This is a genomic window from Kosakonia oryzendophytica, assembly GCF_900094925.1.
GTDB lineage: Bacteria > Pseudomonadota > Gammaproteobacteria > Enterobacterales > Enterobacteriaceae > Kosakonia > Kosakonia oryzendophytica.
The window spans coordinates 161,951-188,789 of record NZ_FMAY01000005.1 but is presented as its reverse complement, the minus strand read 5'-3'; the positions used below and the strand labels follow the sequence as shown (position 1 = coordinate 188,789).

The 26,839-nt window shown below is 54.3% G+C and carries 23 protein-coding genes; 9 read left to right on the top strand and 14 right to left on the bottom strand.

Features of this window, described 5'->3' with window-relative positions; all coding sequences use genetic code 11:
• Positions 1–23: 23 nt before the first annotated feature.
• Positions 24–1,208 carry a benzoate/H(+) symporter BenE family transporter gene (locus GA0061071_RS10775; RefSeq protein WP_061496028.1) on the top strand — a complete coding sequence of 395 codons (1,185 nt, stop codon included), beginning with the start codon at positions 24–26 and terminating at the stop codon, positions 1,206–1,208.
• Here the strand turns inward: GA0061071_RS10775 and GA0061071_RS10770 are convergent.
• Positions 1,185–2,060 (bottom strand): helix-turn-helix domain-containing protein, encoded by an 876-nt coding sequence (locus GA0061071_RS10770; RefSeq protein ID WP_061496030.1) that lies wholly within the window; start codon positions 2,058–2,060, stop codon positions 1,185–1,187. The genes GA0061071_RS10775 and GA0061071_RS10770 overlap by 24 nt on opposite strands.
• A gap of 173 nt (positions 2,061–2,233) precedes the next feature.
• On the opposite strand from GA0061071_RS10770, the gene GA0061071_RS10765 reads away from it, so the two are divergent.
• Positions 2,234–3,148, top strand: coding sequence for a DMT family transporter (locus tag GA0061071_RS10765; protein WP_061496032.1), 915 nt, complete (start codon positions 2,234–2,236; stop codon positions 3,146–3,148).
• Here the strand turns inward: GA0061071_RS10765 and GA0061071_RS10760 are convergent.
• A complete protein-coding gene (locus GA0061071_RS10760; protein WP_088237595.1) occupies positions 3,135–3,803 on the bottom strand; it encodes a DUF3313 domain-containing protein in 669 nt (222 codons plus the stop codon). The two genes, GA0061071_RS10765 and GA0061071_RS10760, sit on opposite strands and share 14 nt — an antisense overlap.
• 100 nt (positions 3,804–3,903) lie before the next feature.
• The gene (locus GA0061071_RS10755) at positions 3,904–5,499 is read right to left on the bottom strand and encodes an ABC transporter substrate-binding protein (protein WP_061496036.1); all 1,596 of its coding nucleotides are present in this window, start codon (positions 5,497–5,499) and stop codon (positions 3,904–3,906) included.
• A 106-nt stretch (positions 5,500–5,605) separates the two neighbouring features.
• On the opposite strand from GA0061071_RS10755, the gene pepT reads away from it, so the two are divergent.
• The gene (gene pepT, locus GA0061071_RS10750; RefSeq protein ID WP_088237596.1) at positions 5,606–6,835 is read left to right on the top strand and encodes a peptidase T; all 1,230 of its coding nucleotides are present in this window, start codon (positions 5,606–5,608) and stop codon (positions 6,833–6,835) included.
• Positions 6,836–6,988: 153 nt separating this feature from the next.
• Here the strand turns inward: pepT and tehB are convergent, their stop codons facing one another.
• Entirely contained in the window at positions 6,989–7,585 is a 597-nt protein-coding gene (tehB, locus tag GA0061071_RS10745; RefSeq protein WP_088237597.1) for a tellurite resistance methyltransferase TehB, read from the bottom strand.
• Positions 7,586–7,699: 114 nt separating this feature from the next.
• Between tehB and ydcK the strand changes: the two genes are divergently transcribed.
• Positions 7,700–8,680 (top strand): YdcK family protein, encoded by a 981-nt coding sequence (gene ydcK / locus GA0061071_RS10740; RefSeq protein WP_167352645.1) that lies wholly within the window; start codon positions 7,700–7,702, stop codon positions 8,678–8,680.
• Here ydcK and rimL read toward each other — a convergent pair.
• The 4 genes from rimL to GA0061071_RS10720 form a co-directional block, all read right to left on the bottom strand.
• Complete coding sequence (gene rimL, locus GA0061071_RS10735; RefSeq protein WP_088237598.1) at positions 8,672–9,217, bottom strand: 50S ribosomal protein L7/L12-serine acetyltransferase; 546 nt, start codon at positions 9,215–9,217, stop codon at positions 8,672–8,674. The two genes, ydcK and rimL, sit on opposite strands and share 9 nt — an antisense overlap.
• 47 nt (positions 9,218–9,264) lie before the next feature.
• A complete protein-coding gene (locus GA0061071_RS10730; RefSeq protein WP_061496046.1) occupies positions 9,265–10,920 on the bottom strand; it encodes a glucan biosynthesis protein D in 1,656 nt (551 codons plus the stop codon).
• Positions 10,921–11,191: 271 nt separating this feature from the next.
• Positions 11,192–11,971: an ABC transporter substrate-binding protein gene (locus GA0061071_RS10725; protein WP_061496048.1), complete on the bottom strand. Its 780-nt coding sequence runs from the start codon at positions 11,969–11,971 to the stop codon at positions 11,192–11,194.
• 13 nt (positions 11,972–11,984) lie between these two features.
• Positions 11,985–13,154: a pyridoxal phosphate-dependent aminotransferase gene (locus GA0061071_RS10720; RefSeq protein ID WP_088237668.1), complete on the bottom strand. Its 1,170-nt coding sequence runs from the start codon at positions 13,152–13,154 to the stop codon at positions 11,985–11,987.
• Between the two features lie 112 nt (positions 13,155–13,266).
• Here GA0061071_RS10720 and GA0061071_RS10715 point away from each other — a divergent pair, with 112 nt between their 5' ends.
• Positions 13,267–14,118, top strand: a complete 852-nt coding sequence (locus GA0061071_RS10715) for a LysR substrate-binding domain-containing protein (RefSeq protein WP_088237599.1) — start codon at positions 13,267–13,269, stop codon at positions 14,116–14,118.
• Here GA0061071_RS10715 and GA0061071_RS10710 read toward each other — a convergent pair.
• Positions 14,105–15,619, bottom strand: a complete 1,515-nt coding sequence (locus GA0061071_RS10710; RefSeq protein ID WP_088237600.1) for a carboxylesterase/lipase family protein — start codon at positions 15,617–15,619, stop codon at positions 14,105–14,107. The genes GA0061071_RS10715 and GA0061071_RS10710 overlap by 14 nt on opposite strands.
• 42 nt (positions 15,620–15,661) lie before the next feature.
• A complete protein-coding gene (hglS, locus tag GA0061071_RS10705; protein ID WP_088237601.1) occupies positions 15,662–17,005 on the bottom strand; it encodes a 2-oxoadipate dioxygenase/decarboxylase HglS in 1,344 nt (447 codons plus the stop codon).
• Between the two features lie 301 nt (positions 17,006–17,306).
• Here hglS and GA0061071_RS10700 point away from each other — a divergent pair, with 301 nt between their 5' ends.
• The 3 genes from GA0061071_RS10700 to GA0061071_RS10690 all read left to right on the top strand — a co-directional run bounded on the left by GA0061071_RS10700 (position 17,307) and on the right by GA0061071_RS10690 (position 21,510).
• Complete coding sequence (locus GA0061071_RS10700; protein ID WP_061496056.1) at positions 17,307–18,230, top strand: LysR substrate-binding domain-containing protein; 924 nt, start codon at positions 17,307–17,309, stop codon at positions 18,228–18,230.
• Positions 18,231–18,370: 140 nt separating this feature from the next.
• Positions 18,371–20,668, top strand: a complete 2,298-nt coding sequence (locus GA0061071_RS10695) for an FdhF/YdeP family oxidoreductase (RefSeq protein WP_088237602.1) — start codon at positions 18,371–18,373, stop codon at positions 20,666–20,668.
• Between the two features lie 161 nt (positions 20,669–20,829).
• Positions 20,830–21,510, top strand: coding sequence for a DUF2076 domain-containing protein (locus tag GA0061071_RS10690; protein WP_088237669.1), 681 nt, complete (start codon positions 20,830–20,832; stop codon positions 21,508–21,510).
• A 210-nt stretch (positions 21,511–21,720) separates the two neighbouring features.
• On the opposite strand, the gene GA0061071_RS10685 is transcribed toward GA0061071_RS10690, so the two are convergent.
• From GA0061071_RS10685 to GA0061071_RS10675, 3 genes are all read right to left on the bottom strand, one after another.
• A complete protein-coding gene (locus GA0061071_RS10685; protein ID WP_088237603.1) occupies positions 21,721–23,421 on the bottom strand; it encodes a methyl-accepting chemotaxis protein in 1,701 nt (566 codons plus the stop codon).
• A 154-nt stretch (positions 23,422–23,575) separates the two neighbouring features.
• Positions 23,576–24,694 (bottom strand): S-(hydroxymethyl)glutathione dehydrogenase/class III alcohol dehydrogenase, encoded by a 1,119-nt coding sequence (locus GA0061071_RS10680; protein ID WP_088237604.1) that lies wholly within the window; start codon positions 24,692–24,694, stop codon positions 23,576–23,578.
• A gap of 33 nt (positions 24,695–24,727) precedes the next feature.
• Positions 24,728–25,003, bottom strand: coding sequence for a metal/formaldehyde-sensitive transcriptional repressor (locus tag GA0061071_RS10675; RefSeq protein WP_061496064.1), 276 nt, complete (start codon positions 25,001–25,003; stop codon positions 24,728–24,730).
• A gap of 326 nt (positions 25,004–25,329) precedes the next feature.
• Here GA0061071_RS10675 and GA0061071_RS10665 point away from each other — a divergent pair, with 326 nt between their 5' ends.
• On the top strand, positions 25,330–25,791 hold the full coding sequence (locus GA0061071_RS10665; protein ID WP_245191417.1) for a DUF3828 domain-containing protein: 462 nt from the start codon (positions 25,330–25,332) through the stop codon (positions 25,789–25,791).
• 420 nt (positions 25,792–26,211) lie between these two features.
• Here the strand turns inward: GA0061071_RS10665 and GA0061071_RS10655 are convergent, their stop codons facing one another.
• Entirely contained in the window at positions 26,212–26,676 is a 465-nt protein-coding gene (locus GA0061071_RS10655; RefSeq protein ID WP_088237607.1) for a hypothetical protein, read from the bottom strand.
• Between the last annotated feature and the right edge of the window lie 163 nt (positions 26,677–26,839).

Below are 26,839 nucleotides of genomic sequence, written 5' to 3'. Positions count from 1 at the left end.
GCTATAACGCACAAGGAAACCTTATGCGCCTTACCACTCTGCCCTTTAACACGTCCATCCCCTTTACCAGCGTGCTGGCAGGGTTCGTTGCCGTACTGGTGGGCTACGCCAGCTCTGCCGCCATTATCTGGCAGGCTGCTTCTGCCGCCGGTGCCACACCCGGGCAGATTGCCGGTTGGATGACCGCACTTGGCCTTGGCATGGGCGTCAGTACACTGGCATTAACACTGTGGTACCGCGTGCCGGTGCTGACCGCCTGGTCAACGCCCGGCGCGGCGCTTCTCGCCACCAGTTTACAGGGTGTTTCCCTGAACGAGGCCGTTGGCGTATTTATCTTCGCCAATGGGCTAATTGTGGTGTGCGGTGTGACCGGGTTATTTGCCAGGCTGATGAAAGTCATTCCTCATACGCTGGCGGCAGCCATGCTGGCGGGGATTCTACTCCGTTTTGGCCTGCAGGCATTTAGCAATCTGGGGGGCCATTTTGCATTGTGCGGCAGTATGCTACTGGCCTGGCTTGTCTGTAAAGCCCTCGCGCCGCGCTATGCTATTGTTGCAACATTAATGATTGGCGCACTGGTGGCAATCGTTAGTGGTGACGTTGTCACGCAGAGTATTTCCCTTGCCATCGTCACGCCAACGTTTATCGCGCCTGCATTCAACGGGACCACGCTGCTGAGCATCGGCATTCCGTTTTTTCTCGCAACGATGGCATCGCAGAATGCCCCCGGCTTCGCCACCATGCAGGCCGCTGGTTACCGTGTTCCGGTGTCGCCCTTGATCATCTTTACCGGTGCGCTGGCACTGCTGCTGTCCCCGTTCGGGGTCTATTCTATTTGCATTGCCGCCATTACCGCCGCCATTTGTCAAAGTCCGGATGCCCACCCGGATGCGGGTAAACGCTGGCTGGCCGCTGCTGCTGCTGGGGTTTTCTATGTACTGGCGGGTATGTTTGGCGGTGCGATTACCGCTGTTCTGGCCGCATTGCCGCTAAGCTGGATCCAGACGCTGGCCGGGCTGGCGTTACTGGGGACCATTAGCGGTAGTCTGCAGCAGGCGCTGGCGAAAGAGAGCGATCGTGATGCTGCCATTGTCACCTTCCTGGTGACCGCCAGCGGCGTCACATTGTTAGGGATCGGTTCAGCATTCTGGGGATTAGCGATCGGAGGTGTGTGCTACGGCGTATTAACGCTGGCGCGCCGCACGTAATTGCGAAGGCGTGAACCCCGTCGCGGCTTTAAACCGGTTGCTAAAGTGACTGGCGGAGTTAAACCCACAGGCCAGCGCAATGGCGGTCAACGGCTGGTCACTACTGGTTAACAGCGTTTTGGCATGCATCATTCGGCGCTGCATGACGAACTGATGCGGCGCAACCCCCATCGACTGGCGGAACATGCGCGCAAAGTGATATTCGCTGAGAGCAGCCTGTGCCGCCAGATCCGACAACAGCAACGGCTCCGACAAGTGCGCATCGATATACTCCAGCACCGTGCGCAGCGCGACCGGCGCTAAGCCGCCCGTAACCGTCGGCAATTGCCACTGCACATTGCTGTAGTGCTGCACCAGGTGCGTCAGGAGCAGCGTTGAGGCGGTGCTCAGCGTTAGCTGGTTGGCGTTTTGTTGCCAGTCGCAGTCCAGCAGAAACTGGCGATAAAGCGTGGTGATACGTGGATCCTGGGCAAAGGTTTTTTCGTCCAGGGTGAAGGTGGCCGGGCTGCGATCCCACACCCGTTCACCGACCTCACGCAAATGTTCATCGGTGCAGTAGAGATGCACAAAGGAGAGGTCGTCGCGAATATCCCATACCGATTCGCTCTCTTTCGGCATCAGGCAAAACCGGTCCGGTCCCCCGCCATTTTTCCAGCCGTATGCGGTTTTGTGATAGCTCTCGTAGCCATCGGCGATATACAGGCTGAGGGTATGGTGATCGCAATATTGCGTGATGTTATCGCGTTTATTTGACCACGCCGCCAGCTGGATCCCAGAGTGAAGCGACACCGAGTTGTGCAGCACGGCGTTGTGTTTACGCAGGTTTTCAAAAGCGTCGTAATGGTCAGACATTCACAGAAATTATCTAATAGTAACCAGGTAGTCAGTCTATAAATAGCGGACAGCGGATACCAGCATTGTGCAAACAAAAGCGCAAGAATATGCAAGTCTGCGGCAAATCCGTGCAAGCCCGCGCCTCCCTTTCTTGCCACACTCAGCGTTCGTTTTATCGATAGGGAATCAACATGAACGCATTGCTTTATGGCCTGGTGGTGGTGATTTGGGGGACAACCTGGATTGCGATTTTTTTACAACAGGGGCCGGTGCCCGCGCCGGTGTCAATTTTCTGGCGCTTCGCGCTGGCCACCGCAGCCATGATGCTGATACTGGCCGTTCGCGGCAAGCTGCGCGCCCTGCCGCTCCGCGATCACCTGTTTTGCCTGCTGCAAGGTTGCTGCGTGTTTGGCTTTAACTTCTGGTGTTTTTATACTGCTGCTGCATGGATCAACACCGGGCTGGAGTCGGTGATCTTCTCCATGGCGGTACTGTTTAACGCGGTAAACAGCTTCCTGTTTTTTGGTCAGAAACCCCCGGCGCGCTTTTTTGTCGCCGCCCTGCTGGGGTTAACGGGTATCGTGACGCTATTCTGGCAGGATCTGGTTGCCAGCGGTTGGAACAGTACACTGTTGATGGGTATTGCCCTGTCGGCGCTGGGCACGCTGGGTTTTTCGTTTGGCAATATGATAAGCCTGCGCCATCAGCGCAAAGGGTTGCAGACCATGACCACCAATAGCTGGGCCATGCTGTACGGGACGCTGATCATGGGGATGATTGCCCTGTTGCGCGGCGATGATTTTTCCCCGCAGTGGACGGTCAGCTACCTGGGCGCACTGGTCTATCTGGCGTTGTTCGGTTCGGTTGTCGCCTTTGGTGCCTACTTTACGCTGGTCGGCAGAATCGGCCCCGGCAAAGCCGCCTACAGTACGCTGCTGTTTCCTCTGGTTGCGCTGACCATTTCGACTTTCTATGAAGGCTATGTCTGGCATATCAATGGCATTGCCGGGTTGCTGCTGATCCTGACCGGCAATCTGGTGATGTTTGCCCGCCCGGAAAGCTGGCTGAGCGGGCGTCTGCTGCGGCGAAAAGCTAACGTTTGCTGATATCAAACAGGGTGGCGTCGGTCGCCATACCATCAATGACCTGTTTCAGGGCATCGACAGTGACCGGCGCATTTTCATTACTGAGATCTTTCCCCTCGCCTTCACGCACCACTTTCAGCACCGGGGCGTTCGTTTGTGCGTCTATCAGTTCGCCTTCAAAATAGAGGTGTGTATTCATGGTGCGATGACCTGTCGCCATCTGCGTGCCCGCGATCACCATTGCCACCGGCACCACTTCATAGAACTGCAATCCCTGTTTGCTGGCGTCCACACCGGTTATTGCACCGCGGAAGATCAGGCTATGCTGGCCCGGCGAGGTCACCAACGGTTTTCGCGCCGCGGCTGCGGCTTTCAATTTCGTGTTGGTATAAGTGAGCACACCATCAAGCACCTGTTGAGTGATCTGTTTGGTCGGTTTTGCCACCGGGTAGTACGTCACCGGATGGTAAACAATTGAGTCATATTTCGCCGGATCAAAACCTGGCGCGACCCAGCGCAGCACGGGTTTTCCGGTCGCCGAGGTTGTTTCCTGTAACCCAGAGTAGTCTTTTAAAAAACCGGAGTACTTCTCCGGTTGTGTCACTTTTGACGCGCAGCCTGACAACACCAGCAGGCCAGTAATAGCGGCAACGCTAATTAACGCATGAGTACGCATAGGCATGTCCCTTGAGTGCAGAATTGCCATTAAGTTATAGCAAACGAAGGGGCACTACGCCGGAGGGAAAAGGCCGCCCGGGAAACCAGGCGGCGGCGGTTTATTTTTTCAGATCGACCGGCCAGAAAATATGTTTACCGAACGGATCGATTTCATACCCCTGCACCTCTTTACGTACCGGTTCAAAAATCGTCGAATGGGCAATCATTACCGCAGGCATCTGATCGTGCATCATCTGCTGCGCCTGTTTATACAGCGCGACGCGCTTATCATGATCGGTCGTGGCTTTAGCTTCTGCTATGATCTTGTCAAACGGCTGATAGCACCATTTTGCCGAGTTAGAGCCCCCGTTGGCGGAAGTACAGGTAAATAACGGGCCGAAGAAGTTATCCGGGTCGCCGGTTGCGGTGGTCCAGCCCATTAAAGCCGCCTGATGCTCACCACTCTTCACACGTTTCAGGTATTCACCCCATTCGTAAGTGACGATTTTCGCCTGAATGCCCACTTTTGCCCAGTCCGCCTGGATCATCTCGGCCATGCGTTTGGCATTCGGGTTGTAGGGGCGCTGCACCGGCATTGCCCACAGGTCGATGGTGGTTCCAGGCGCGACGCCGGCCTCTTTCAGCAACGCTTTGGCTTTCTCCGGATCGTAGTCGTAATCTTTTAACGTGCTGTCAGCGCTCCAGACGCCGGGCGGCAACAGGTTTTTCGCCGCAGTACCCGTACCCTGAAACACAGCCTGAATAATGGCCGGTTTGTTGATTGCCATGGCCAACGCCTGCCGTACTTTCACATTATCCAGCGGCGCTTTTTGCGTATTGAACGCGAGGAAGCCGGTATTCAGCCCGGCTTTGCTCATCAGCGTGATCGCGTTGTTCTCTTTCAGCCGTGGCAGATCTGCCGGGTTCGGGAAAGGCATCACCTGGCACTCATTCTTTTCCAGTTTTGCCACGCGTACGGAAGCATCCGGGGTGATACTAAAAACCAGTCGATCGATTTTCGCTTTACCCTGCCAGTAGTCATCAAACGCGGTGAACAAAATGCGCGAATCTTTCTGGTACTGCGCCAGGCGGAACGGCCCGGTGCCTATCGGATCACTATCCACCCGTTCCGGTGTGCCAGCTTTCAGCATCGCGTCGGCATACTCCGCCGACAGAATCGAGGCGAAATACCAGCCCAGGTCAGCAACAAACGGCGCTTCCGGGTGAGCGAGGGTAAAGCGTACCGTATTGTCGTCAACTTTATCGATGGCGGTGATCAGGCTGCCGAATTCCAGACTTTCAAAGTTTGAGTAGGTGCCGTTAGAGACATTGTGATAGGGATTATGCGGATCTTTCTGGCGCATAAACGAAAAGATGACATCGTCCGCGTTAAAATCCCGCGTTGGCGTGAAATATTTATTGCTTTGAAACTTCACCCCTTTGCGCAAGTGAAAGGTATAGATTTTGCCATCTTCACTGACCTCCCAGCGTTCTGCCAGACTCGGTTGCAACTCGGTAGTGCCGACTTTAAAGTCCACCAGTCGGTTATAGACAGGCACGGCGCTGGCATCGACGCTGGTGCCGGAGGTATAGAGTTGCGGGTTGAAATTTTCCGGTGAACCTTCTGAACAATAGACCAGTGTTTTTGCCGCCACAGTAGAACTCACTGTCAGCGCGGCCAACACCAGAGCAAGTGTTGTCGGTTTGCTAATCATAGTTTTTCCTGTTGTTTTATTGTAAATGCTTGTTGTTTGCCCTCTCATAAATAACATTAAAGCGAATGTGCAAACACCTGATATTACAAATAAAGAAGGAATCACTATGCCGTCGTCGCTTGCCAGTCAATTAACGCAACGCTTCTTTCGTTATCTCGCCATCACCAGCCAGAGCGATGCTGCCGCCACCACGTTACCGACGACCGTCGGGCAATTCGATATGGCGCGTGAACTGGCGAATGAGTTGACATCACTTGGGCTGGACGAGGTTGTCCTCGACGATCACGCCACCGTGACGGCGGTAAAAAAAGGCACGGTTCCTGGCGCGCCGCGCATTGGTTTTATCACCCACATTGACACCGTAGATGTCGGTTTATCGCCGCATATTCATCCGCAAATTCTGCGTTTTGAGGGTGAAGATCTCTGTCTGAATCCGTCGAAAGATATCTGGCTACGGGTAAGCGAGCATCCGGAAATCCTCGCCTATCCTGGCGAAGACATTATTTTTAGTGACGGCACCAGCGTACTCGGCGCGGACAATAAATCCGCCGTAACGGTTGTGATGACGCTGCTGGAGAACCTCACCGCAGCGCATCTGCATGGCGATATCGTGGTGGCATTTGTGCCGGATGAAGAAGTGGGTTTACGGGGGGCAAAAGCGCTCGATTTAAAACGCTTTGATGTGGATTTTGCCTGGACTATCGACTGCTGCGAACGGGGTGAAATCGTCTATGAGAATTTTAACGCCGCCAGCGCGCAGATCCGTTTTACCGGCGTGACTGCACACCCAATGTCGGCAAAAGGCGTGCTGGTCAACCCGCTACTGATGGCCATGGACTACATCCGCCATTTTGATCGCCAGCAAACACCGGAACATACTGAAGGCCGCGAAGGGTATATCTGGTTTAACGCCCTTGATGCGGTACAAGGGCATGCCACGCTGAATGCCAATATTCGTGATTTCGATAGCGACAATTTTGCCCGCCGTAAACAGCAGATTGCCGATGTGGCCGCGATTATCGCCGCGCAATACCCGACGGCCAAAGTGGAGTACAGCATCAGCGACACCTACAGCAATATCAGCAATGCCATTGGCGAGGATCGCCGGGCGATTGATTTGCTGTTTCAGGCAATGGAATCGCTGGGTATTACGCCTAAACCCACGCCGATGCGCGGCGGTACGGATGGCGCGGCACTGTCGGCAAAGGGTCTGCTAACGCCGAACTTTTTTACCGGCGCGCATAATTTCCATTCCCGTTTTGAGTTTTTACCCCTGAGCGCGTTTGAAGACGCGTACCGTGTGGCGCTGCAACTCTGCCTGCTGGCCGCGCGCTGATTTACACCTGCAGGATTGGCACCGTACAACTGATGGCAAAAGAGCGCGCTTGTACGGTGCTCCGCACAGTAGCAAAGTAAAAAGAGAAAAACGAAATGGCCGATGCCGATAAAAATGGATTATGCGGGCAGCGCGGCCCGCACGGGGGTCGCGTTACGCAGATTTGCGTGCCAGAATCGTGGCAAAGCGCAGTTTGATGCGGTTTCCGTTGGCGTCAGTGCGGTGAAGTTCACCGACGTCTTCATTGTATTTCAGCTGTTCCCAGCCTGCGTAATAATTGCTCAGCTCCCCCTCTTTAAAAGCAAACGGGAAGCCGACCGTGCAGGGAAAGTCCGCCGTATCCATCGCCGCAACAATCAGGTTGTAACCACCCGGTTTGGTGCAGCGCTGCATATTGGCGATCAACCCCGGAATGGTCTTCGCTTCCAAGAACATCAGCACCACCGTTGAGAGAATAAAATCGTACTCGCCGTCAAAATGCAGGTTGTTCAGATCGGCCGCTGCCACCTGCAGATTGTCCAGTCCTTCCGCATCACGGATGCTCTGCAGATTACTCAGGCTGTTGGGATTTTTATCCCACGCGGTAACGTCGAAGCCTTTGTGCGCCAGATACAGACTGTTGCGGCCATTGCCGCAGCCGAGATCCAGCGCTTTACCCGGCGCAATGTAGTTCATGGCGTTTAGTACTTCAGAGTGCGTCGGGGTCATGTTGTATTTTTCAGTAAACCAGGTGTCGGTGCGGGTCGTCATTATGGTCCTCAAACTTTAACATGTATATTAAATGCATTTTATGGTTTTCGTCGCCGGATCGCCAGCGCCGTAAAATTTGCTACGGTTAATTCAGGCTGATGGGAGAACTGTAACATGAATAAGTATCGGCTCAGTGATGAGCAACGGGTGTTGAGTTACCTGATGGGCGGAGAGAAAAAAACGGTCGCGCTGCGCCAGCTTATTGCTATGCGCGATTTTAGCGATGTCGCCGCAGGAACTGCCGGTGGCTGGGTCGATAGCGAAAATGTCCTCGATCAACAGGGAAACTGCTGGATTTACGACGAAAATAGCATGGTGTTTTATGGCAGTACCGTACGGGATAACGCACGCATTACCCAGCCGTGCGTTATCTGCCATGAGGTAAAAATCCGCGATAACGCCTGGGTTGATGGCAGTGAAATCAGCCACGGTGCCGAATTAAGTGACAACGTCACTGTACAATCCTCAACAGTGCGCGGCGTATGCCGTCTACACGGCAATGCGCGTATTCTCAGCGGTTGCGCCATTATTGCTGCGCGTGGGCTCACTCCGGATAACGAGCAGCTATTACAAATCTACGATCGTGCAACGGTCAGCCACTCCCGCGTAGTACACCAGGCGCAAATCTACGGCGATGCCATCGTCAATTACGCGTTTATTGAACATCGGGCTGAAGTGTTCGATTTTGCCCTACTTGACGGCAACGAACTGAATGATGTCTGGATTTGTGACTGTGCCAAAGTTTACGGGAATGCCCGCATTGTGGCCGGAACACAGGACGATGAGATCCCCACGTTGCGCTACAGCTCGCAAGTGGCTGAACACGCTGTCGTGGAAGGAAACTGCATCCTGAAACACCATGTGCTGGTCGGTGGTCACGCCTGGCTGCGCGGCGGTCCATTACAGCTGGACGAAAAAGTGGTGATTCAGGGAAATGCGCGCATCCAGGGAGATGTGCTGATCGAGCATCAGATTGAAATTACCGATAACGCCGTGGTGGACGCGCGGGACGGAGAACGTATTTTACTGCGCGGGCCGAAAGTAATTAATGACGGTCAAATGATCACCCGCACGCCGCTTGTTGGTTCACTGTAACCCGTCGACAATACGCGCCCAGATATGTTGATCATCATAGTGACCATTCAGAAATTCCGCCTGCTTCAGGCAGCCTTCCAGCGTAAAACCATTGCGCCTGGCAACCTGGTTGCTGGCTCTGTTTGCCACACGACATTTGATGACAAAGCGGCGAACCGTGCCGCGACGGGCATAGAAGTCGATCATCGCTTGCATCGATTGCGACAACATACCCTGCCCGCAGGCATTTTCATCCATCCAGTAGCCGATGTAGGCCGTCTTATTTAACGGTTCAATGGCGTTAAACGCCAGCACCCCCACCAGTACCTCATCGCGAAGGATCATAAACGTCTTGGCGTAACCGCGCTGATGCAGGATCATGTTGCTTTGCACGGTTTTACGGGTGTCTTCCACGGAATGCACATGCTGCGGCCAGTCGAGGAACTGCTGAAGCCAGTCGCGGTTTTTCACCACCAGTTGGTAGAGATCGTGAACAAAACGGTCATTCACCGCATGCAGGGTGATGTGTTCGTTTACGGTAATCCGGGCATCTTCCATTTAGACCTCCCCAACGCATTCTCCCCCTTGCGGGGGAGAATTTAAGCTTAGCGCATCACTCTGTCGTCAACGTAATTACGTTTATCCGGTGCGGGCGGGAAATACTGATACAGCCAGGTTTCGCTGATGGCGTCGCCCTGGCAGCGCAGGAACAGACGCATCTCAACCGGGTCGGTGGAATCGTTGGTCGGATACCAGTCAAACAGAATGCGATAACCGTCGAACGGTTCAACATAGAGGATCTCTACCTGTTTCGCTTCACCGTTAGACAAGGTAATCACCGGTTCAATCCCTTTTGGCGCGGCGGCTTTCAGGTCTCCGCCCACGAAATCAATGGCGAAACGACGCGCCCATTTATCCGGGTAGTGTTCCCCCGGAGCCCAGCCTTCCGGGAAACCGCCCATGCCGGTGCGGGTGGCGTAAACGCGTGCCAGCGGTGAACGCACCGGCGGCATAGCACTCCAGTAAAGGCGATATTCAAAGGTGAATTCGTCCCCCGCTTTCACCGGTTTTTCCGGCTGCCAGAAGCAGACAATGTTATCCAGCGTTTCACCGGTGGTCGGGATCTCCATCAGGCAAACGGATCCTTTGCCCCACTTGTTACGCGGCTCAACCCACAGGCTTGGACGTTTGTTGTACCAACCCATCACATCCTGATAATGGGAAAAATCCCTGTCGAGTTGCAGCAGGCCAAAGCCTTTCGGGTTGGTATCCTGAAACGCATTGAATTGCAGTTTTTGCGGGTTGTTCAGCGGGCGACAAATCCACTCGCCGTTACCTCGCCACATCGCCAGACGATCGGAGTCATGGATCTGCGGATGAATGGTGTCGCACACGCGGCGCTCGTTATTGCCGCAGCTAAACATACTGGTCATTGGCGAAATGCCCAGCTGTTTGATCGCTTTACGGGCAAACAGGCGGTTTTCCACATCCATGATCACCTGGCTGGCTTCACAGTGGATGGTGAACTTAAACGCACCGGTAATGCTCGGGCTGTCGAGCAGCGCATAGACGGTAAATGAGGTATCCGCCGGTTTCGCGGTTTCAAACCAGAAGGCGGTAAAGTCCGGGAACTCTTCCGGCGTATCGGTAAAAGTGTCAACCGCCACGCCGCGCGCGGAAAGGCCGTACTGGTAAGTGCTGTCCACCGCGCGGAAATAACTGGCACCAAGGAAGGAGACAATATCGCGGCGCGCCAGTTCCGGCGCTTTAAATGCGCGGAAACCGGCGAAACCGAGATCGCTTTGCCCTTCCAGTTGTTTGGTGTCTACACCGGCATCGTGGTAGTTAAACAGCTCCGGACGGAAGTGGATTTCACGCGCCTGGTGGCTTTGTTGATCGAGCGAAAACATGCGTACACGGCGGCGGAACCCCATGCCGACATGGAAGAACTGCACATCAAGCTGGCGACCGTCGATGTTATTCCACAGCGAGTGTTTCGCATCGTACTGAATACTGTTGTAAGCCTGCGGCGTGAGCGTTGCCAGCGTATTCGGCAGCGCTTTCGGCGCGCCGCCCCACGGTTGTGCCGAGAGATCGTGCGCCATGGACTGCAACACGGAGAAATCAAAACGACGGCTTTGGCCATCGGCGATATCGGAGTCTGCCGCGAATGCCGCGCGGGAGAAAAGCGAAGCGACGCCGGTCGTACCGTACGTTGCTGCGAGCGCCATGGATGCCTGAATAAATCGTCTGCGGTTCATGCCTGGTAACACGTCCTTCTGGTCGTAAATGGACATTTCGCGGTGTTGCGAAACAGCGGCAAAAGCGATTGTTGATGAACGCACACTCTAGACAAAATTCATTGAGAATCCAATTGTTGGGCGCTGATTATCTGCGCAAACCGTGAAATATTTCCTGTCGATCGGATCAGCCCGAAAACAACGTAAAGATAAGGATAGCGGCGGGTAACTACAGCGGAATAAAAAAAGCCCCGGCCGGAGATCAAACGGCTGGGGCCAGAATAGTAAGGCTTTACTGTGCGTTGACGCTGACGTCAATACCCGGGAAGTATTTTGCCGCCAGCGTGTTGATGGTGCCATCAGCACGCACTTTATCAATCGCTGCGTCGAGTTGTTTTTTGGTGGCGTCATCCCCTTTGCGCAACCCAAAACCGATGCCGCTGCCGAGAATGGTATCGTCCGACACGGGTTTGCCAATAAAGCCAAACCCTTTGCCCTGTGGTTTGCTCAGGAAACCGGCCTGTCCTGCTGCGGACATCACCAGCGAGGCGTCAATGCGACCGTTCAGCAAATCGGCCCACGCCATATTCTGATCTTTGTAAGACACCACCGTGACACCCTGCTTTTCCCAATGCTCTTTGGCGTAGGTTTCCTGGATAGATCCTTGTAATACGCCAATGGTTTTGCCCTTCAGACCTTCCGCCGTCGCTTGCATGCCGTCACCGCTTTTTCCCACTAACTGTGAAGGGATACGGTAAATCGGCTGCGTGAAATCAATACTCTTTTTGCGCTGTTCGGTGATGTTCATTGCTGAGTTGATAGCATCAAACTTCTTCGCCACCAGCCCCGGGATCAACGCGTCAAATGACGTTTCCACCCAGCTGCATTTCAACTGCGCGGCTTTACAAATCGCTTTCCCCAGTTCGATATCAAACCCTTCGAGTTCGCCAGAGGCATTGCGGCTTTCGAACGGCGGATATTCCGCTTCCACGCCATAACGCAGTTCCGTGGCGGCAAACGAAGAGAGTGAGCAGAGCAACCCCATGCCCAGACAGAGTGCTTTTAATTTCATTATTAACGCTCCTTTAGCGTGGTTTAACACGGCACAGGGCCTGCGCACCTGCCCTTAACGTCGCTTCATCTTTCGCAAAAGAGAGGCGAATCAATTTGTTATCAGTACCATCAGTGTAAAACGCCGACAACGGGATCGTGGCGACGCCGTAATCGGTAATCAGTCGTTTCACCATTTCGCTGTCGCTCTCCTCGCTGAAATGGCTGTAATCCGCCAGCATAAAAAACGAGCCTGCGCTGGGTAATAAACGGAATGGCGATTCAGCCAGAAGAGTGTGCAGCAGGTCGCGTTTGCGTTGGTAAAAAGCCGATAGCGACAGCCAGCTTTGTGGATCGCGCATATGATCGGCAAAGGCATATTGCATCGGCGTATCGGCAGAGAACATCAGAAACTGATGCACTTTGCAGATCTCCTCCATCAGTTCAGCAGGCGCAACGCAGTACCCTACGCGCCAGCCGGTCACATGGTAGGTTTTACCAAACGAGGAGATAATGACGCTACGCTCCGCCAGTTGCGGGTGCGTCGCCATGCCGTGATGCGGTTCACCGTCAAAGACCACGTGCTCATACACTTCGTCGGAGAGGATCACAATATCCGTATTGCGGGTGATCGCAGCCAGTTGCTCCAGGTCCGCGCGGGAGAACACCTGCCCGCTCGGATTGTGTGGCGTGTTGATGATGATCATCCGAGTACGTGGCGTGATGGCGGCGCGCACCTCATCCCAGTTGACGGCAAAATCCGGCACTGTCAGTTTAATCGCCACCGGCGTGGCGCCCTGCAAACGGACAATCGGCGCATAGCTATCAAACGACGGCTCAAAATAGATAACTTCATCGCCAGGGTGCACCAGCCCGCTTATCGCAGAGTAGAGCCCTTCGCTGGCGCTGGCAGTGATCAAGATTTCGTTATCAACGTCATAGTCAGTGTGGTACAGGTCACTTATCTTCTGCACGATACGTTCTTTCAGCGCGTGCAAGCCGGTCATCGGCGCATACTGGTTATGGTTATCCTGCATCGCACGGGTAACACCGGCCACCAGTTGCGGATCGCACGGGAAGTTGGGCGCGCCCTGAGAAAGATTAATGGCGTTATGCTGCGCGGAAAGCTGGCCAATTACAGTAAAAATGGTGGTGCCAACATCGGGTAATTTGGAGCGAAATTTTACCGGGGTACGCAACGTCATGTTCAATCCTTTCTCATTAAAAGTGCATAACCATTCAAACCAAAACAGCATTGAGCCGACAAGCGAATTGTTGTCATAATAGCCATGAATAAATTGCATAGCTGGAGCCGCCATGTCGCACCGTACCCTGCCGCTCAACGCCATTGACGCGTTTCTGGTCACCGCGCGCCATCTGAATCTGACCCATGCCGCCAAAGAGCTCTGCCTGACGCAAGGGGCAGTAAGCCGCAAAATTGCCACGCTGGAAGCCTGGTTTGGCTTTACACTGTTTGAGCGCCATGCCCGCGGGCTGCACCTGTCGCCACAGGGCAGCGCACTGTTACCGGAGTTGCGCAGCGCATTTGATCATCTGCTGAAGGTGGCAGATCAGGCACAGGCCCAGCAAACGGTGGTGCGGCTGAAATCCCCCACCTGTGCCATGCGCTGGCTGGTGCCGCGTCTGGTGCAGCTGGAACACCGTTATCCGGAATTGCAGATCGCGCTGACTACCACCACCGATCACACCATTAACTTCAAAACAGAACCTTATGACGCCGCTATCGTATTCGGGACACAATTAAGCGCGGGCGATCTGCTGTTTGAAGAGGCGTTAACCCCGGTCATGAGCGCGGACTATTCACATCACGATGCACTGGAAAAAGCGACGCTGCTGCACCCGACGCGGGATAAAACCGACTGGTCATTGTGGCTGGCGAAGCAACAGGTTTTTCAGCCCGCCATGAGAAAAAATCAACACTTCGACACGATGGATCTGGCGATCACTGCCGCCATTCAGGGGTTAGGACTGGCCATTGCCGACGAAACACTGGTCGAGGAAGATATTCGCGCCGGGCGGCTGGTGCGGCCGTTTTCCCGCAGTGTAAAAACCGGGGCCAGTTACCGACTGGTCCTGCGCGAATCACACAACAAAGCCGCCGGGCTGGCGGCTTTCCGGGAAGGATTGTTGGGGATTAATCCAGTTTAACGTGGTGGCGCATCACCCGGCGAAAGAAGCTCAAACGGGCACGCATAAAGCGATTAACCAGGCGAAATCCTGCATGTTTATTCAACCCGATACGTAACAGACGGTCGCGTCCACGCACGCAGGCCAGCCAGCGAACCGGCCCCTGTAATACTTCTGTCTTATGGCTGGCGACGTGCGCAAACTGCACCCAATAATCGGCGATGTGTGCGGCAAATGCATTGTCGCGATCGTTCACATAGGCGCACGCAGGTTCCGACAAGTGCAAGTTATCGAAGACATACGGCACTTCATTGCCATGCCACGCGCCATTGGCATAGATATCGTGTGCGGCTTCAGCAACATAATCAAACCAGTAACGCCAGCAGGGCTGTCTGACCCGCTGCTGCGCTTGCATCACCACCAGGCCCAGCGTGGTAAAAGCCATATCGCGGCATACCTGCCGGCCGAGTTCAGCATCGCCCCTCACGCCCGGATAGAGTAAACGGATCAGCCCAAGGCCGAGCCGTTGTTCGCGACGCATCTTCTCGATTTGCCCGGCAAGATCAACGCCAAACTCTGCCATCACGCTGGCTTCGTCGCTGTTGGAACCGATAATCACCGGCAGTGGGTGCTGGCGACCAGCGAAGAAGACATCCAGGGTTGGGTCCGGTAAAACCGCATCCCCCACAATGGGCGCCGGGGCAATTTTCAGTGGCGCAACCAGCGGCCAGAACGCCTGCGCCGGGATTGCCCGCAACTGTTCCGCGCTGGCATTTTCCAGCCCGAAATGGGCGGCAATCGCCTCACCTTTTGCCAACGCGCTCGCCCGCGGCGTATCCGGGAGTGTATAACTACTCTGAATGATGGCCTTGTGAAACAACCCTTCCGCCAGCGGTGAGGCCATAAGTGCCATGACGCTGCGCGCCCCGGCGGATTCGCCAAACAGCGTGACATTGCCGGCATCACCGCCAAAAGCCGTAATGTTCTCCTGGACCCATCGCAGCGCGGCAATTTGATCGAGCAGACCGAAGTTGCAGATACGTGCATCCGGCGCTTGCTCCTGCTCCAGCGCCGGATGCGCGAAAAAGCCCAGATGCCCCAACCGGTAATTGAGGGTGACCAGCACCACACCACGCGCCGCCAGTTGCTGACCGTCGTAAGGCGGTAACCCACCGGAACCGATGGTAAAGCCGCCGCCATGCAGCCAGACCATGACCGGCAACCGTTTGTCACGGCGGGCAGGCGACCAGACATTCAGATAGAGGCAATCTTCAGAGAACTGCCCCGGATCGCCGCCGCCAATCTGCTGACAGTCGTCACTGTTCTGCCAACAGGCGGGGGAAAAACGGTCTGCCAGGCGCACCCCCTGCCAGGGTTCAACGGGTTGCGGCGCACGCCAGCGCAAGGCATCGACAGGCGGTGCGGCAAAGGGAATACCGCGCCAGACATGACAGGCGTTTTCACTGCGCCCCATTACCAGGCCCTGACGGGTCTGCGCCAGTGGGGCTGAAGGATTTTCCATAACAACATCCAGAAGGAACTGATTTCTGGCAGAGTACCTGTTTTACAGAAGTCCGCAACGTCGTTTGCTCCGTTCGGAGGCCTCGCGGTAAAGCGTGAACTCATCAAGCACCGGGCACCCCAGGGCTTCCTCAAACTGTGCCTGGCTGGCGTTGCCGTGGTTGCGTGCCTGCGTTTCATTCCCGAGATTAGACTGGAAGATCCCGGCAGCACTCACCGGCAGAAAATCCTCATACGTGATGGGCTGAGCGACCACCCACCCGCGCTCAATCAGCGGCTGCGGATCATCGCCAGGGCGGATCGCCTTGCGATGAGCTTCGCCAGTCGGCGTCAGGCGATAGCGAAACCATGCCAGTTCTTGTTTGCGCAGTAACATTTCGCTATCCGGAAACGCTTTAAATACCTCTTGCAAATGAAGCTGGTGCGTCAGGTTGTCTTTCCCTGTTCCGGCCTGCAGTAATAACTGGTCATACAGCGCCCGCCCCTTTTCCGTCAGCGCCACACCGCGCTGTTCGATTTCGCCAAAACGCGCGGTATGCGTTCCCTGATGTTCGCCGCTGAACAGCACCGGTTCATCCAGCGCTTTAAAACTGGTTTGGCGCAGCAGGATCGGCACATCCCGACGCGGTGGCCCTTCGATAAGGATTTTGGGTTCAATACCGTATTCCGGCATCAGCGCCTGCACCCGGTCGATATCCAGCGTACGCGGGGTTAAGTGGTTAATATGGCAGCCGGGAAAGCAGACCACATCGGCGATCAACCGATGTTCGCGGTGCAACGCCAGGTAGGTTTGCTCATCCACGGTGGCGTGGCGATGCCAACGAAAAGTTTCCAGCGCTTCCTGCACAAATGCCTGTGCCTGTTGTGGGGTAAACCCACCATTCAGCTCATGCAATTCAATCAGTTGCCGACAGGCTGGGGTAAAAATGTCGCGCTTTGCCAGAATCGTGGCGGCTCTGTTGCGCAACGCCGGGTCTTCAATCAGCTCCAGCCGCAGCAGCGAGGTAAAAATGCGAAACGGATTGCGCGCCAGCGCCGCGTCGTCAACCGGGCGAAACGCCGTGGAATGCACCGGCACACCCGCCTGCGAGAGATCGTAATAGCTGACCGGATACATGCCCATAATGGCGAACATCCGCCGCAGCATGGATAACTCCTGCGCTGTACCCACGCGGATCGCACCGTGACGCTCAACATTCAGTCGGGACAGCTCATCGGCATTGGCCAGTTGTTCGTGTAAACGGGGGTTGTGCTCCAGCACAGCCAGGTTCACATCAGCTACCAGCTCCAGCAAGGTGCCGTACTGTGGAACTTCCTGCTGATACATTGCCGACATGGCCTGTGAAAATTGTTCGCGAATATCATCAGCCGTGATGCTGTACGTCATATTACTCGTCCTCCAGAGGTCTCTCTCTGGAGTGTAGAAAGGCCTTTCGCCACCGTGTCGGGAAATTTACAAAGTGTGATCGTGGCTGAAAACGCACACGGTTTGCGCAGCCACGAGCATAACCTCCGCTTATGAAAAACAATTCGGACAAAACCACACCAACCTGCTGGTTACGTCACATTGCAGAGAAAATCCGTTTGTAACTCAAAGAGATTAAATGTTAATAATAGTTTGCTATCAAGTTATCAAAATTAAACAAACTTACTTGTCACCGGCTCCGCTCAGTTTTTAACATCATCTTATGGAAAAAAACGGCCTGTTTTCACAGCGCATACGTCTGCGCCATTTACATACTTTCGTTGCCGTCGCTCAGCAGGGAACTCTGGGGCGCGCGGCTGAAACCCTTAACCTGAGCCAACCAGCACTGTCAAAGACCCTCAACGAACTGGAACAACTGACCGGTAAACGGTTATTTGAACGGGGGCGCATGGGGGCGCAACTGACGGTGGTGGGCGAGCAGTTTCTCACCCATGCAGTGCGCGTGCTGGACGCGGTGAATATCGCCGGGCAATCGCTGAACTACAAATATGAGCAAAAAACAGATGTGATCCGTATCGGTGCGCTACCCACCGCCGCGCTGGGTATTTTGCCCGGCGTGATTGGTCAACTACATAAGCAGCAACCGGATCTCACTATTCAGGTGGCCACCGCTAACAATCCAATGTTGCTGGCCGGGCTGAAGTCCGGCGAACTGGATCTCGGCATCGGACGCATGTCCGATCCGGAACTGATGACCGGGCTGAATTATGAGTTGTTGTTTCTGGAGTCGCTGAAACTGGTGGTGCGCCCTCGTCACCCATTGTTGCAAACCACGGTGACGCTAAGCCGCGTCCTTGAGTGGCCGGTCGTCGTCTTACCGGAAGGCACGGTACCACGGCAAAACGCGGAAGATCTGCTCAGTAGTCAAAACTGCCGGTTACCCTCTGGCTGTATTGAGACCCTTTCGGCGTCATTGTCGCGCCAGCTGACTGTCGATCATGACTATGTCTGGTTTGTGCCGTCCGGTGCAGTAAAAGACGATCTGCGTGTGGGTACGCTTGTGGAGTTGCCGATTGCCCCACCGGGTGTTGGCGATCCGATTGGCATTATCACCCGTGTCGATACGCCGCTTCCCCCGGCCGCGCATACGCTGATTAGCGCCATTCGGAAAATCATGCCGGGGTGATCCCTGGCATGGCGATCTGTGCGTCTCGTTGCGCAAAGAGTAAACATTGCGTTGCTTGTGTGATAAAAGGAGTTGTTAATTAAGGGTTGTTGTTACGCAAATTAGACTAACGCTGTAACAATCCGTCTCCGGAAGAACAGATGAAATTCAAAACGGCTATCAAACCTTACCACGCTGCTGCCGGTGGTCTGGGTTCGCTTGAAGCAACCACACGCTTCGTTATTGACAGCAAAAATGCCCTCAAGAATATGCGCAACCTGCTGCGCATGAATAAAGCCCGCGGCTTTGACTGTCCTGGTTGTGCCTGGGGCGACGACAATAAAAGCACCTTCAGTTTTTGTGAAAACGGCGCCAAGGCCGTGACATGGGAAGCCACCCGTCGGCAGATTGACGCCACCTTCTTTGCGCAACACAGCGTGAGCGCCCTCACCCGTCAAAGTGACTACTTCCTTGAGTACCAGGGGCGACTGACCGAACCGCTGCGTTACAACCCACAAACCGATCACTATGAGCCGGTGAGCTGGGACGATGCCCTGACGATGATTGCTGAGCATATTCGGGCGATGGATAACCCGGATCAGATGGAACTCTACACCTCCGGCCGCGCCAGTAACGAAGCATCTTATCTCTACCAGTTATTTGGCCGCATGGTCGGCACCAATAACTTCCCTGACTGTTCTAATATGTGCCACGAAGCAAGCGGTGCAGGGCTAAAACGCAGCATTGGCGTCGGTAAAGGTACGATTCATCTCGCCGACTTTGACAAAGCGGATGCCATTTTTGTGTTCGGGCAAAACCCCGGAACCAACCACCCGCGTATGCTGCACAGCCTGCGCCATGCTGCCGATCGCGGTGCACGGATCGTGACCTTTAATACCCTGCGCGAGCGGGGCCTCGAGCGTTTTGCCGACCCGCAAAAACCGCTGGAAGTGGTGACGCCGATGGCGGGCGTGATCAGTTCCTCTTACTACCAGCCGAATCTGGGCGGTGATATGGCTGCCGTACGCGGGATCGCCAAAGCGTTGCTGGAGACCCAGCGCCAGCGCCTTGCCGCCGGTGAAACAGGGATCTTCGACGACGCGTTTATTGCACAGCACACTCAGGGCATTGAGGCATGGTTTGCGCAAATCGACGCCACCGACTGGAGCACCATTGAACAGCAATCCGGTTTACATCAACAGCAACTGCGTGATGCTGCAGCCGTCTGGCAGCAGGCTGAACGGGTGATCTGCACCTGGGCAATGGGCATTACCCAGCATAAACACTCGCTGGACACGGTGCGTGAAATCACCAACCTGCAACTGCTGGGCGGTCATCTTGGTAAACCTGGTGCGGGGCTCTGCCCGGTACGCGGCCACAGCAATGTGCAGGGTAACCGCACAATGGGCATTGATGAGAAGCCCCCGGCAGCGCTGCTGGATAGCCTCGCCCGCCATTTCAATTTTGAACCCCCGCGCGCACGCGGCCACCATACGGTGGATGCCATTCAGGCGATGCTGCGTGACGAGGTGAAAGTGCTGATCGCCTTAGGCGGTAACCTCGCCGCCGCCGCGCCGGACACACCACTTACCTGCGAAGCGCTGCGCCGCTGCGGGTTGACGGTCTATATCAGCACCAAACTGAACCGCAGCCACCTGATGCCAGGCAAACAGTCGCTGATCCTGCCAACGCTGGGGCGCACAGAAGAGGATGTGCAAGCAACCGGCCGCCAGTTTGTGACGGTGGAGGACTCCTTCAGCATGGTCCATGCCTCGGAAGGGATCGGTAAACCGCTGGCTGCAACGCAACGCTCTGAAACGGCCATTGTCGCCGGGATCGCGCATGCCACTCTCGGTACAGAAAAGCTGGACTGGCTGGCGCTGGCAGACGATTACAACCTGATCCGCGATCACATTGCCGCCACACTGCCCGGTTTTCAGAACTTCAACGCCCGCTGCGAAGCGCCAGGCGGGTTCTGGCTGGGGAACGCCGCAGCCGAACGGCGCTTTAACACGCCCTCCGGGAAAGCGGAATTCAGTGCAGCACCGCTGCCGCAATCGGTATGCCCGGAAACGGACGCGCCATTTGTTCTGCAAACCCTGCGCTCTCACGATCAGTACAACACCACCATTTATGGACTTGATGATCGATACCGTGGCGTTTACGGGCAGCGCGATGTGGTGTTTATGCACCCGGACGACATTCAGTCGCTGGGGTTAGCGGACGGCGATCGGGTTAACATTGAGACCTGCTCCACCGATGGGATTGTGCGCCGGGTAGAAGATTTCCGTCTCGTTGCTTATAACATCCCGCGCGGGAATCTGGCAGCGTACTACCCGGAAACGAACCCACTGGTTCCCCTGACCCGTTTTGGCGAGGGGACCGGCACCCCGACATCCAAATCTATTCCGGTCGTTATCACCCCGTCCCGACCTCGCGACACCCTGCGAATTGCCTGAGGTTGACCCGGTACGTCGTCATGGATGTAAAAGGCCCGATTCGGGCCTTTTTTACGTCATCGCTGCAACCAATCTTAAACAAACATTTCACTCGCCAGACACGTATTCGTGGCACTGATAAACTCAATCATATCCATCATAGCGACCGGAAGGTTATTGCCATGCAATATGAAGAACAGCAGCTTATCAACGGCCTTTTTCAGCGTCTGAAACAGACTGAGCAGCAGAACAGCCAACGGGATGCTGACGCAGAGCGGCAAATTGCGGAGTTCGTTAAGCAGCAACCTGCTGCGCCCTACTATATGGCGCAATCCATTTTGATTCAGGAAGCCGCACTGAAACGTCTGCAAGCCAGAGTCCAGGAGCTGGAAAGCGAGCTGGCGGCGCAAAAAAGCAAAGCGACATCAACAGGCGGCAGCTTCCTTGGCGGGTTGTTCGGTGGCGGTAAGAGCCAGAGCGCACAGCCGGAAAATAACTGGACCCCACCACCGCAACCCGCGCCTGACTATGCGCGCCAGGCGGCGTCCACGCCTCGCGGCGGCGGTTTTATGGCTGGCGCATTGCAAACGGCTGCGGGCGTCGCGGGCGGCGTGGTGCTTGCCGAGATGCTGACCAGTATGTTCCATCAGTCCCGTCCGGAAGAGATCGTCAACATCATTGAAGAGCCCGCGACGACCACAGGTGGTACGGCGTTTGATGCAGGACAGAACGACCGTTTTAACGATGTTTCTGACTCGCATTTCCTCGACAGTAACGATCCGTACCAGACGGATAACGACAACTATCAGGATGATGATTTCGATGACAGCGACTATAGCAACGATGATGACAGCTTTATTTAATCATCCCTGGCGTTGAGGATAAAATAGCGATGCCACCTGGCAGTGATGCCCGGTGGCATTTCTCTTTCCGCCGCCGGAAACCCGTCAGTGGATTTGACAAATAGCTTCACGCTGCCCCGTTTCTGACGATAGCACGGGCATACGGATCCCCCAGATTCAGGCCCCAAAAAAAGAGGCCTTACGGCCTCTTTCGTGTTTCGGGTCTGGCAATCAGAACGTTTCCCAGTTCTCACCGTTCACCAGCGCAGGACGCTGCGATTTAAGGGCTTTCGGCGTTGACGACGATGATGATGATGATGCACTACGCTGCGGCGCAGCACCACTCAGACGAAATGCCCCCACCGCTTCGGTCAGGCGCGCAGCCTGCTCTTCCAGCGATGCCGCAGCAGCAGAAGCTTCTTCCACCAGCGAGGCGTTCTGTTGCGTCACATTATCCATTTCCGTGATCGCCTGGCTGACCTGCGTAATACCTTTGCTCTGTTCGTCAGAGGCAGCGGCAATCTCCAGCATGATATCGGTCACGCGTTTGACGGCCGTCACGATCTCTTCCATGGTTTCACCTGCCGCAACCACCTCACCCGACCCTTGTTCAATCAGGCTGACGGAGTCGCTGATCAGCGCTTCGATCTCTTTCGCGGCCTGCGCACTGCGGCTGGCCAGCGTACGCACCTCACTCGCAACCACGGCGAAGCCACGCCCCTGCTCACCCGCACGCGCGGCTTCAACGGCGGCGTTCAGCGCCAGGATATTGGTCTGGAAGGCAATACTGTTAATCACTGCGGTGATTTCAGAGATTTTGCGGGAGCTGGAGGTAATATTGCCCATCGTCTGCACGACGCCAGACACAATCTGCCCGCCTTTGGTGGCTTTGCCGGAAGCATCGCGTGCCAGGTTGCTGGCATGGTGGGCGTTGTCGGCGTTCTGTTTCACCGTTGCCGTCAGTTGCTCCATGCTGGCTGCCGTCTCTTCAATAGCCGCCGCCTGCTGCTCGGTACGGGAGGAAAGATCGGTATTACCGGCAGAGATTTCGCTGGTACCACGGTAGATCTCTTCTGCCCCCTGACGAACCGTAGAGACAGTCGTTACCAGTGAATGCTGCATTGCCTGCAAGTCACTGCTGAGACGACCAATTTCACTGCGACCTGCCGCTTCGTCCGCGACGGTCAAATCCCCGGAGGCAATGCGCGCAATGCGCTGTGCGGCACGTTGCAGCGGGTTAATGACCACGCGGCGCAGCACGGTGAAGGTGATCACAGTCAGCACCAGCGCAAAGGCAAACGCGGCCGCCATAAACATCAGACCAAGCTGTGTGCGGCTGTGCGCTTCTTCGGTCAAGTGCTGCGCACGTTCAGTACGAATTTGAATGGCTTTCAGCAACACCTCGTTATAGGTGTTGTCCAGCACGCGGGCTTGTTCACTTTCGTGGTTAATAATGGCTTCGAACATGCCGTTTTTGGCATATTTCAGCATCGGTTGCATGCCCGCGATGTAGGCATTAAACCGGGTGGTCAGATCATCATCCAGCGCCTGGTCCGCCGGGGTTTTTACCGAACGTTCCATATATTGTTTAAAGCTATCCGACGACTGCTGGATACGCTTTTCGGCGTCAGACACGTTTTTTTTCATATCATCCATTTCGGCGATGCGGCTGGCCGCACCTGCGTGGATCAGGTTGAGACGTGCGATGCGTAAGTTATTAGAGCTGTTAGATAATCCCATGCGCACCTGAATTTCTTTCGTCACATCCTGCTGGTCGCGGTCTGCTTGCATCAGGAAGTAGCCTGCCAGGCCTGAACTTAATGCAAACAGCATCAGGATGCCGCCGAGAATAGCTGAAAACAGGGGAACCAGGCGAATATTGTGCATAAATCCAATGCCTTGTGTTTTTTGCATTGCTGCTTTGTTATCCATGGCTATCGACTCTCATATTGATCTGATACGTACATCAGGGATGATATATAGGCATCGGCAATAATTGGATTATTCTTATGGCGAAAAGCGATACAGCGGTCACAGATTTGGAGATTAATGACGCCAGCGGTTACACCGCTGGCGTGAGGCGGGATCAGTTATCGCCGAAATGGATAACGGTGCGGATGGATTTCCCTTCGTGCATCAGATCAAACGCGTCGTTGATCTGCTCCAGTGGCATGCGGTGCGTGATAAACGGATCGAGGCGAATTTTGCCCGCCATCGCGTCTTCCACCATGCCCGGCAACTGGCTACGCCCTTTCACACCGCCGAAGGCGGAGCCACGCCATACACGGCCCGTCACTAACTGGAATGGACGGGTGCTGATCTCCTGACCGGCGCCCGCAACACCAATAATCACGCTTTCGCCCCAGCCTTTATGGCAGCACTCCAACGCCGAGCGCATTACGTTGACGTTACCAATACACTCAAAGCTAAAGTCCACGCCGCCGTCGGTCATTTCCACGATCACATCCTGAATCGGACGCGCGTGATCGTTGGGGTTGATAAAATCCGTCGCGCCCATCTCTTTTGCCAGCGGGAATTTATCCGGGTTGGTATCGATAGCGAGAATGCGCCCGGCTTTCGCCTGCACTGCGCCCTGGATCGCCGCCAGACCGATACCACCGAGGCCAAAAATCGCTACAGTGTCGCCCTCTTTCACTTTCGCCGTGTTGTGTACCGCGCCGATGCCAGTAGTCACACCGCACCCCAGCAGGCAGACTTTATCCAGTGGCGCGTGTTCGTTGACTTTCGCCAGCGAGATTTCTGCGCAAACGGTGTATTCGCTAAAGGTACTGGTGCCCATATAGTGGAAAATCGGTTCGCCGTTATACGAGAAACGGGTCGTACCATCCGGCATCAGACCTTTCCCCTGAGTCGCACGGACGGCCTGACAAAGGTTCGTTTTGCCGGATTTACAGAACTTACACTCGCCGCATTCTGCCGTGTAGAGCGGAATAACATGATCGCCAGGTTTCAGACTGGTAACTCCTTCGCCAATTTCCACAACGATACCGCCACCTTCATGGCCGAGCACCGCCGGGAAAACACCTTCCGGATCGTCACCAGAGAGGGTAAATGCATCCGTGTGGCAGACGCCGGTATGGGTAATACGCACCAGCACTTCACCTTTTTTTGGCGGTGCAACATCGATTTCAACGATTTTCAGCGGTTGACCCGGTCCGAACGCTACAGCTGCACGTGATTTCATAAGTCTGTTCCTTTTTTGTGAGTACCTTGATGCTTATTTTAGATAAGAGCGCAAAAGATGACCGACTTCCGCCATGCGCACCGCACGTTGATCGGCTGTGGTGTCGCCAGCGACCAGTTCATCTTTGAGGTGAATTTCAACCATTTCGCCCATCAGGCCGTTGGCTGCGCCGCGAATGGCGGCGATTTGTTGCAAAATCGCGATGCAAGGCTCACCGCTTTCCAGCGCACGTTCCAGTGCATCAACCTGCCCGCGGATACGACGAACACGCGTCAACGCCCGTTTTTTGTCTTCAGGTGAATGTGGCATAAAATCTCCTGCATACTATAGGGGGGTATACTACATGGGAGGTGGTTTTGCTGTAAACGTCAGGTTTTATGTGGGTATTGTGAATGTCACAAGGTCTTTATCGGTGACCTCATAAGGCGTACATTTCAGTACCTTGCATTGCCACAGTCAGCAACGCCAGAGAAAGGTGATGTTGCGATTATTCAGCCTTACCAAGGCGGGAACGGAATCGGCCATATGACGATGTTTGAGGGTAAAACAGGGTATGCTGATTTCAAACAAAGGGATATGTACCCGGGACCTAAGTACCGGCAATTCCGCCTACCTTATGTTATTTACAGGGAAAAATGATGCGTTACCTGCTTACCTTGTTACTGGCTATTTATATTCCTTTTGCCAGCTCAAATACTGAGACGGATATTCAGAAAAGCATGACTGATTTTTATTCATTCTATTTACATGAATATGATAAGACACCATCAGGTGACATTATCAAAATGGATAAAATGCATCAGTGGGTGTCAAAAAAATTACTGGCACGTATGGCCGCTATTTATGAAATGCCTGAGCAGGAATTACTTGAGGCGGATTATTTTATTTATGCTCAGGATTATGATCCTGCATGGATACCACGTATGAAAGTATCCCCTGCTTATCGTGATGGTGACAGTATGAAGCTGGATGTCTGGTTGGGTATACAGGACAATAAATTGAAGCATTTGCAGGTCTGGACCCATAAGGAAGATGGAGAATGGAAAATCTGGCGGGTGATTGATGCCGGAAACCATATCGAGCAGAAGCTCTATTGAGTTCATATATTATTCGGTTAATAAAGTCCGTGCCGGCACGGGCTTTATTACTGCTTATTTACCCACTGAACAGACAGATAGTTAGGGATAATCCGACATGAAATAGATCCTGACAGGATAAGAATGGCTTGGGGATTTCAGGCTATCCGGAAAGCTCCGCAGGACATATCTGCATTTTTGATGGAAAAGTTCAGGTCAGTGATTTTGTTCAACTCCATGGAATGTACCCAAGAATCGCATACAGAAGGCGTCATCCTTCCTTTAAAATCTACAGCTATGATTAATATGAAAGCCTTAAGCCTCGTTTTGCAATTATTGGGTTTCGTATACCGCCGGTGACGCCTGCTCCTTGCACATAGCAGCCATCTGTAATACACGACAGGCGGCTATGAGTCGTGGTTCTTAAGTTAATATTATGATCTACAAAGTGAATTTCCGCGTCGATTTTAACTCTTTCGCAGCGGAATGAGGCGCGCACAGACCATAAATGATCGAAGAGTAATTACGGAAATTATCATCTATTATCTGACAACTGCACTGGAAAGGCTCCCCAGCGGTTGAGCATTCATGCAACTGGATATGCTCGGCATCAGCGTTAAAGTCGATCGTAATGTTAGCCTCTTTTACCCAGCGTTCAGGTACTTGCTGTTTAATCAGTAAGCTCTCGAGCATGTCTGCGTAGTGATGCGTAATAAAACTGAGCAGATCACAGACGGTACTGATCTTAAGAGTGCTAAGAGAAAAAGTTATTGATGTGAGGCCGTTATTGATGGCTAATGATTTTAACTGACCAATAGACCAGTATCCTTTAAAGTCGTTATTTCGACTAACAAAGCTCCCTGTAAGAGCGTTAGCTATACCTTGAAGTTCACGTCGACGAGCCATTGACTATTCCCTGATTGGTTTCCATGTTCATCATGAGCAACGTTAGTGTCGATGACATCCTTGTACCAGTTTAGGCTGCCATTTTCCTGTTCTGAACCGCTATTAGTCATTGCCATTCGGCGCAATTGGTTACATCCGCGCCTTGCACTCAGCAGCCTTCCCC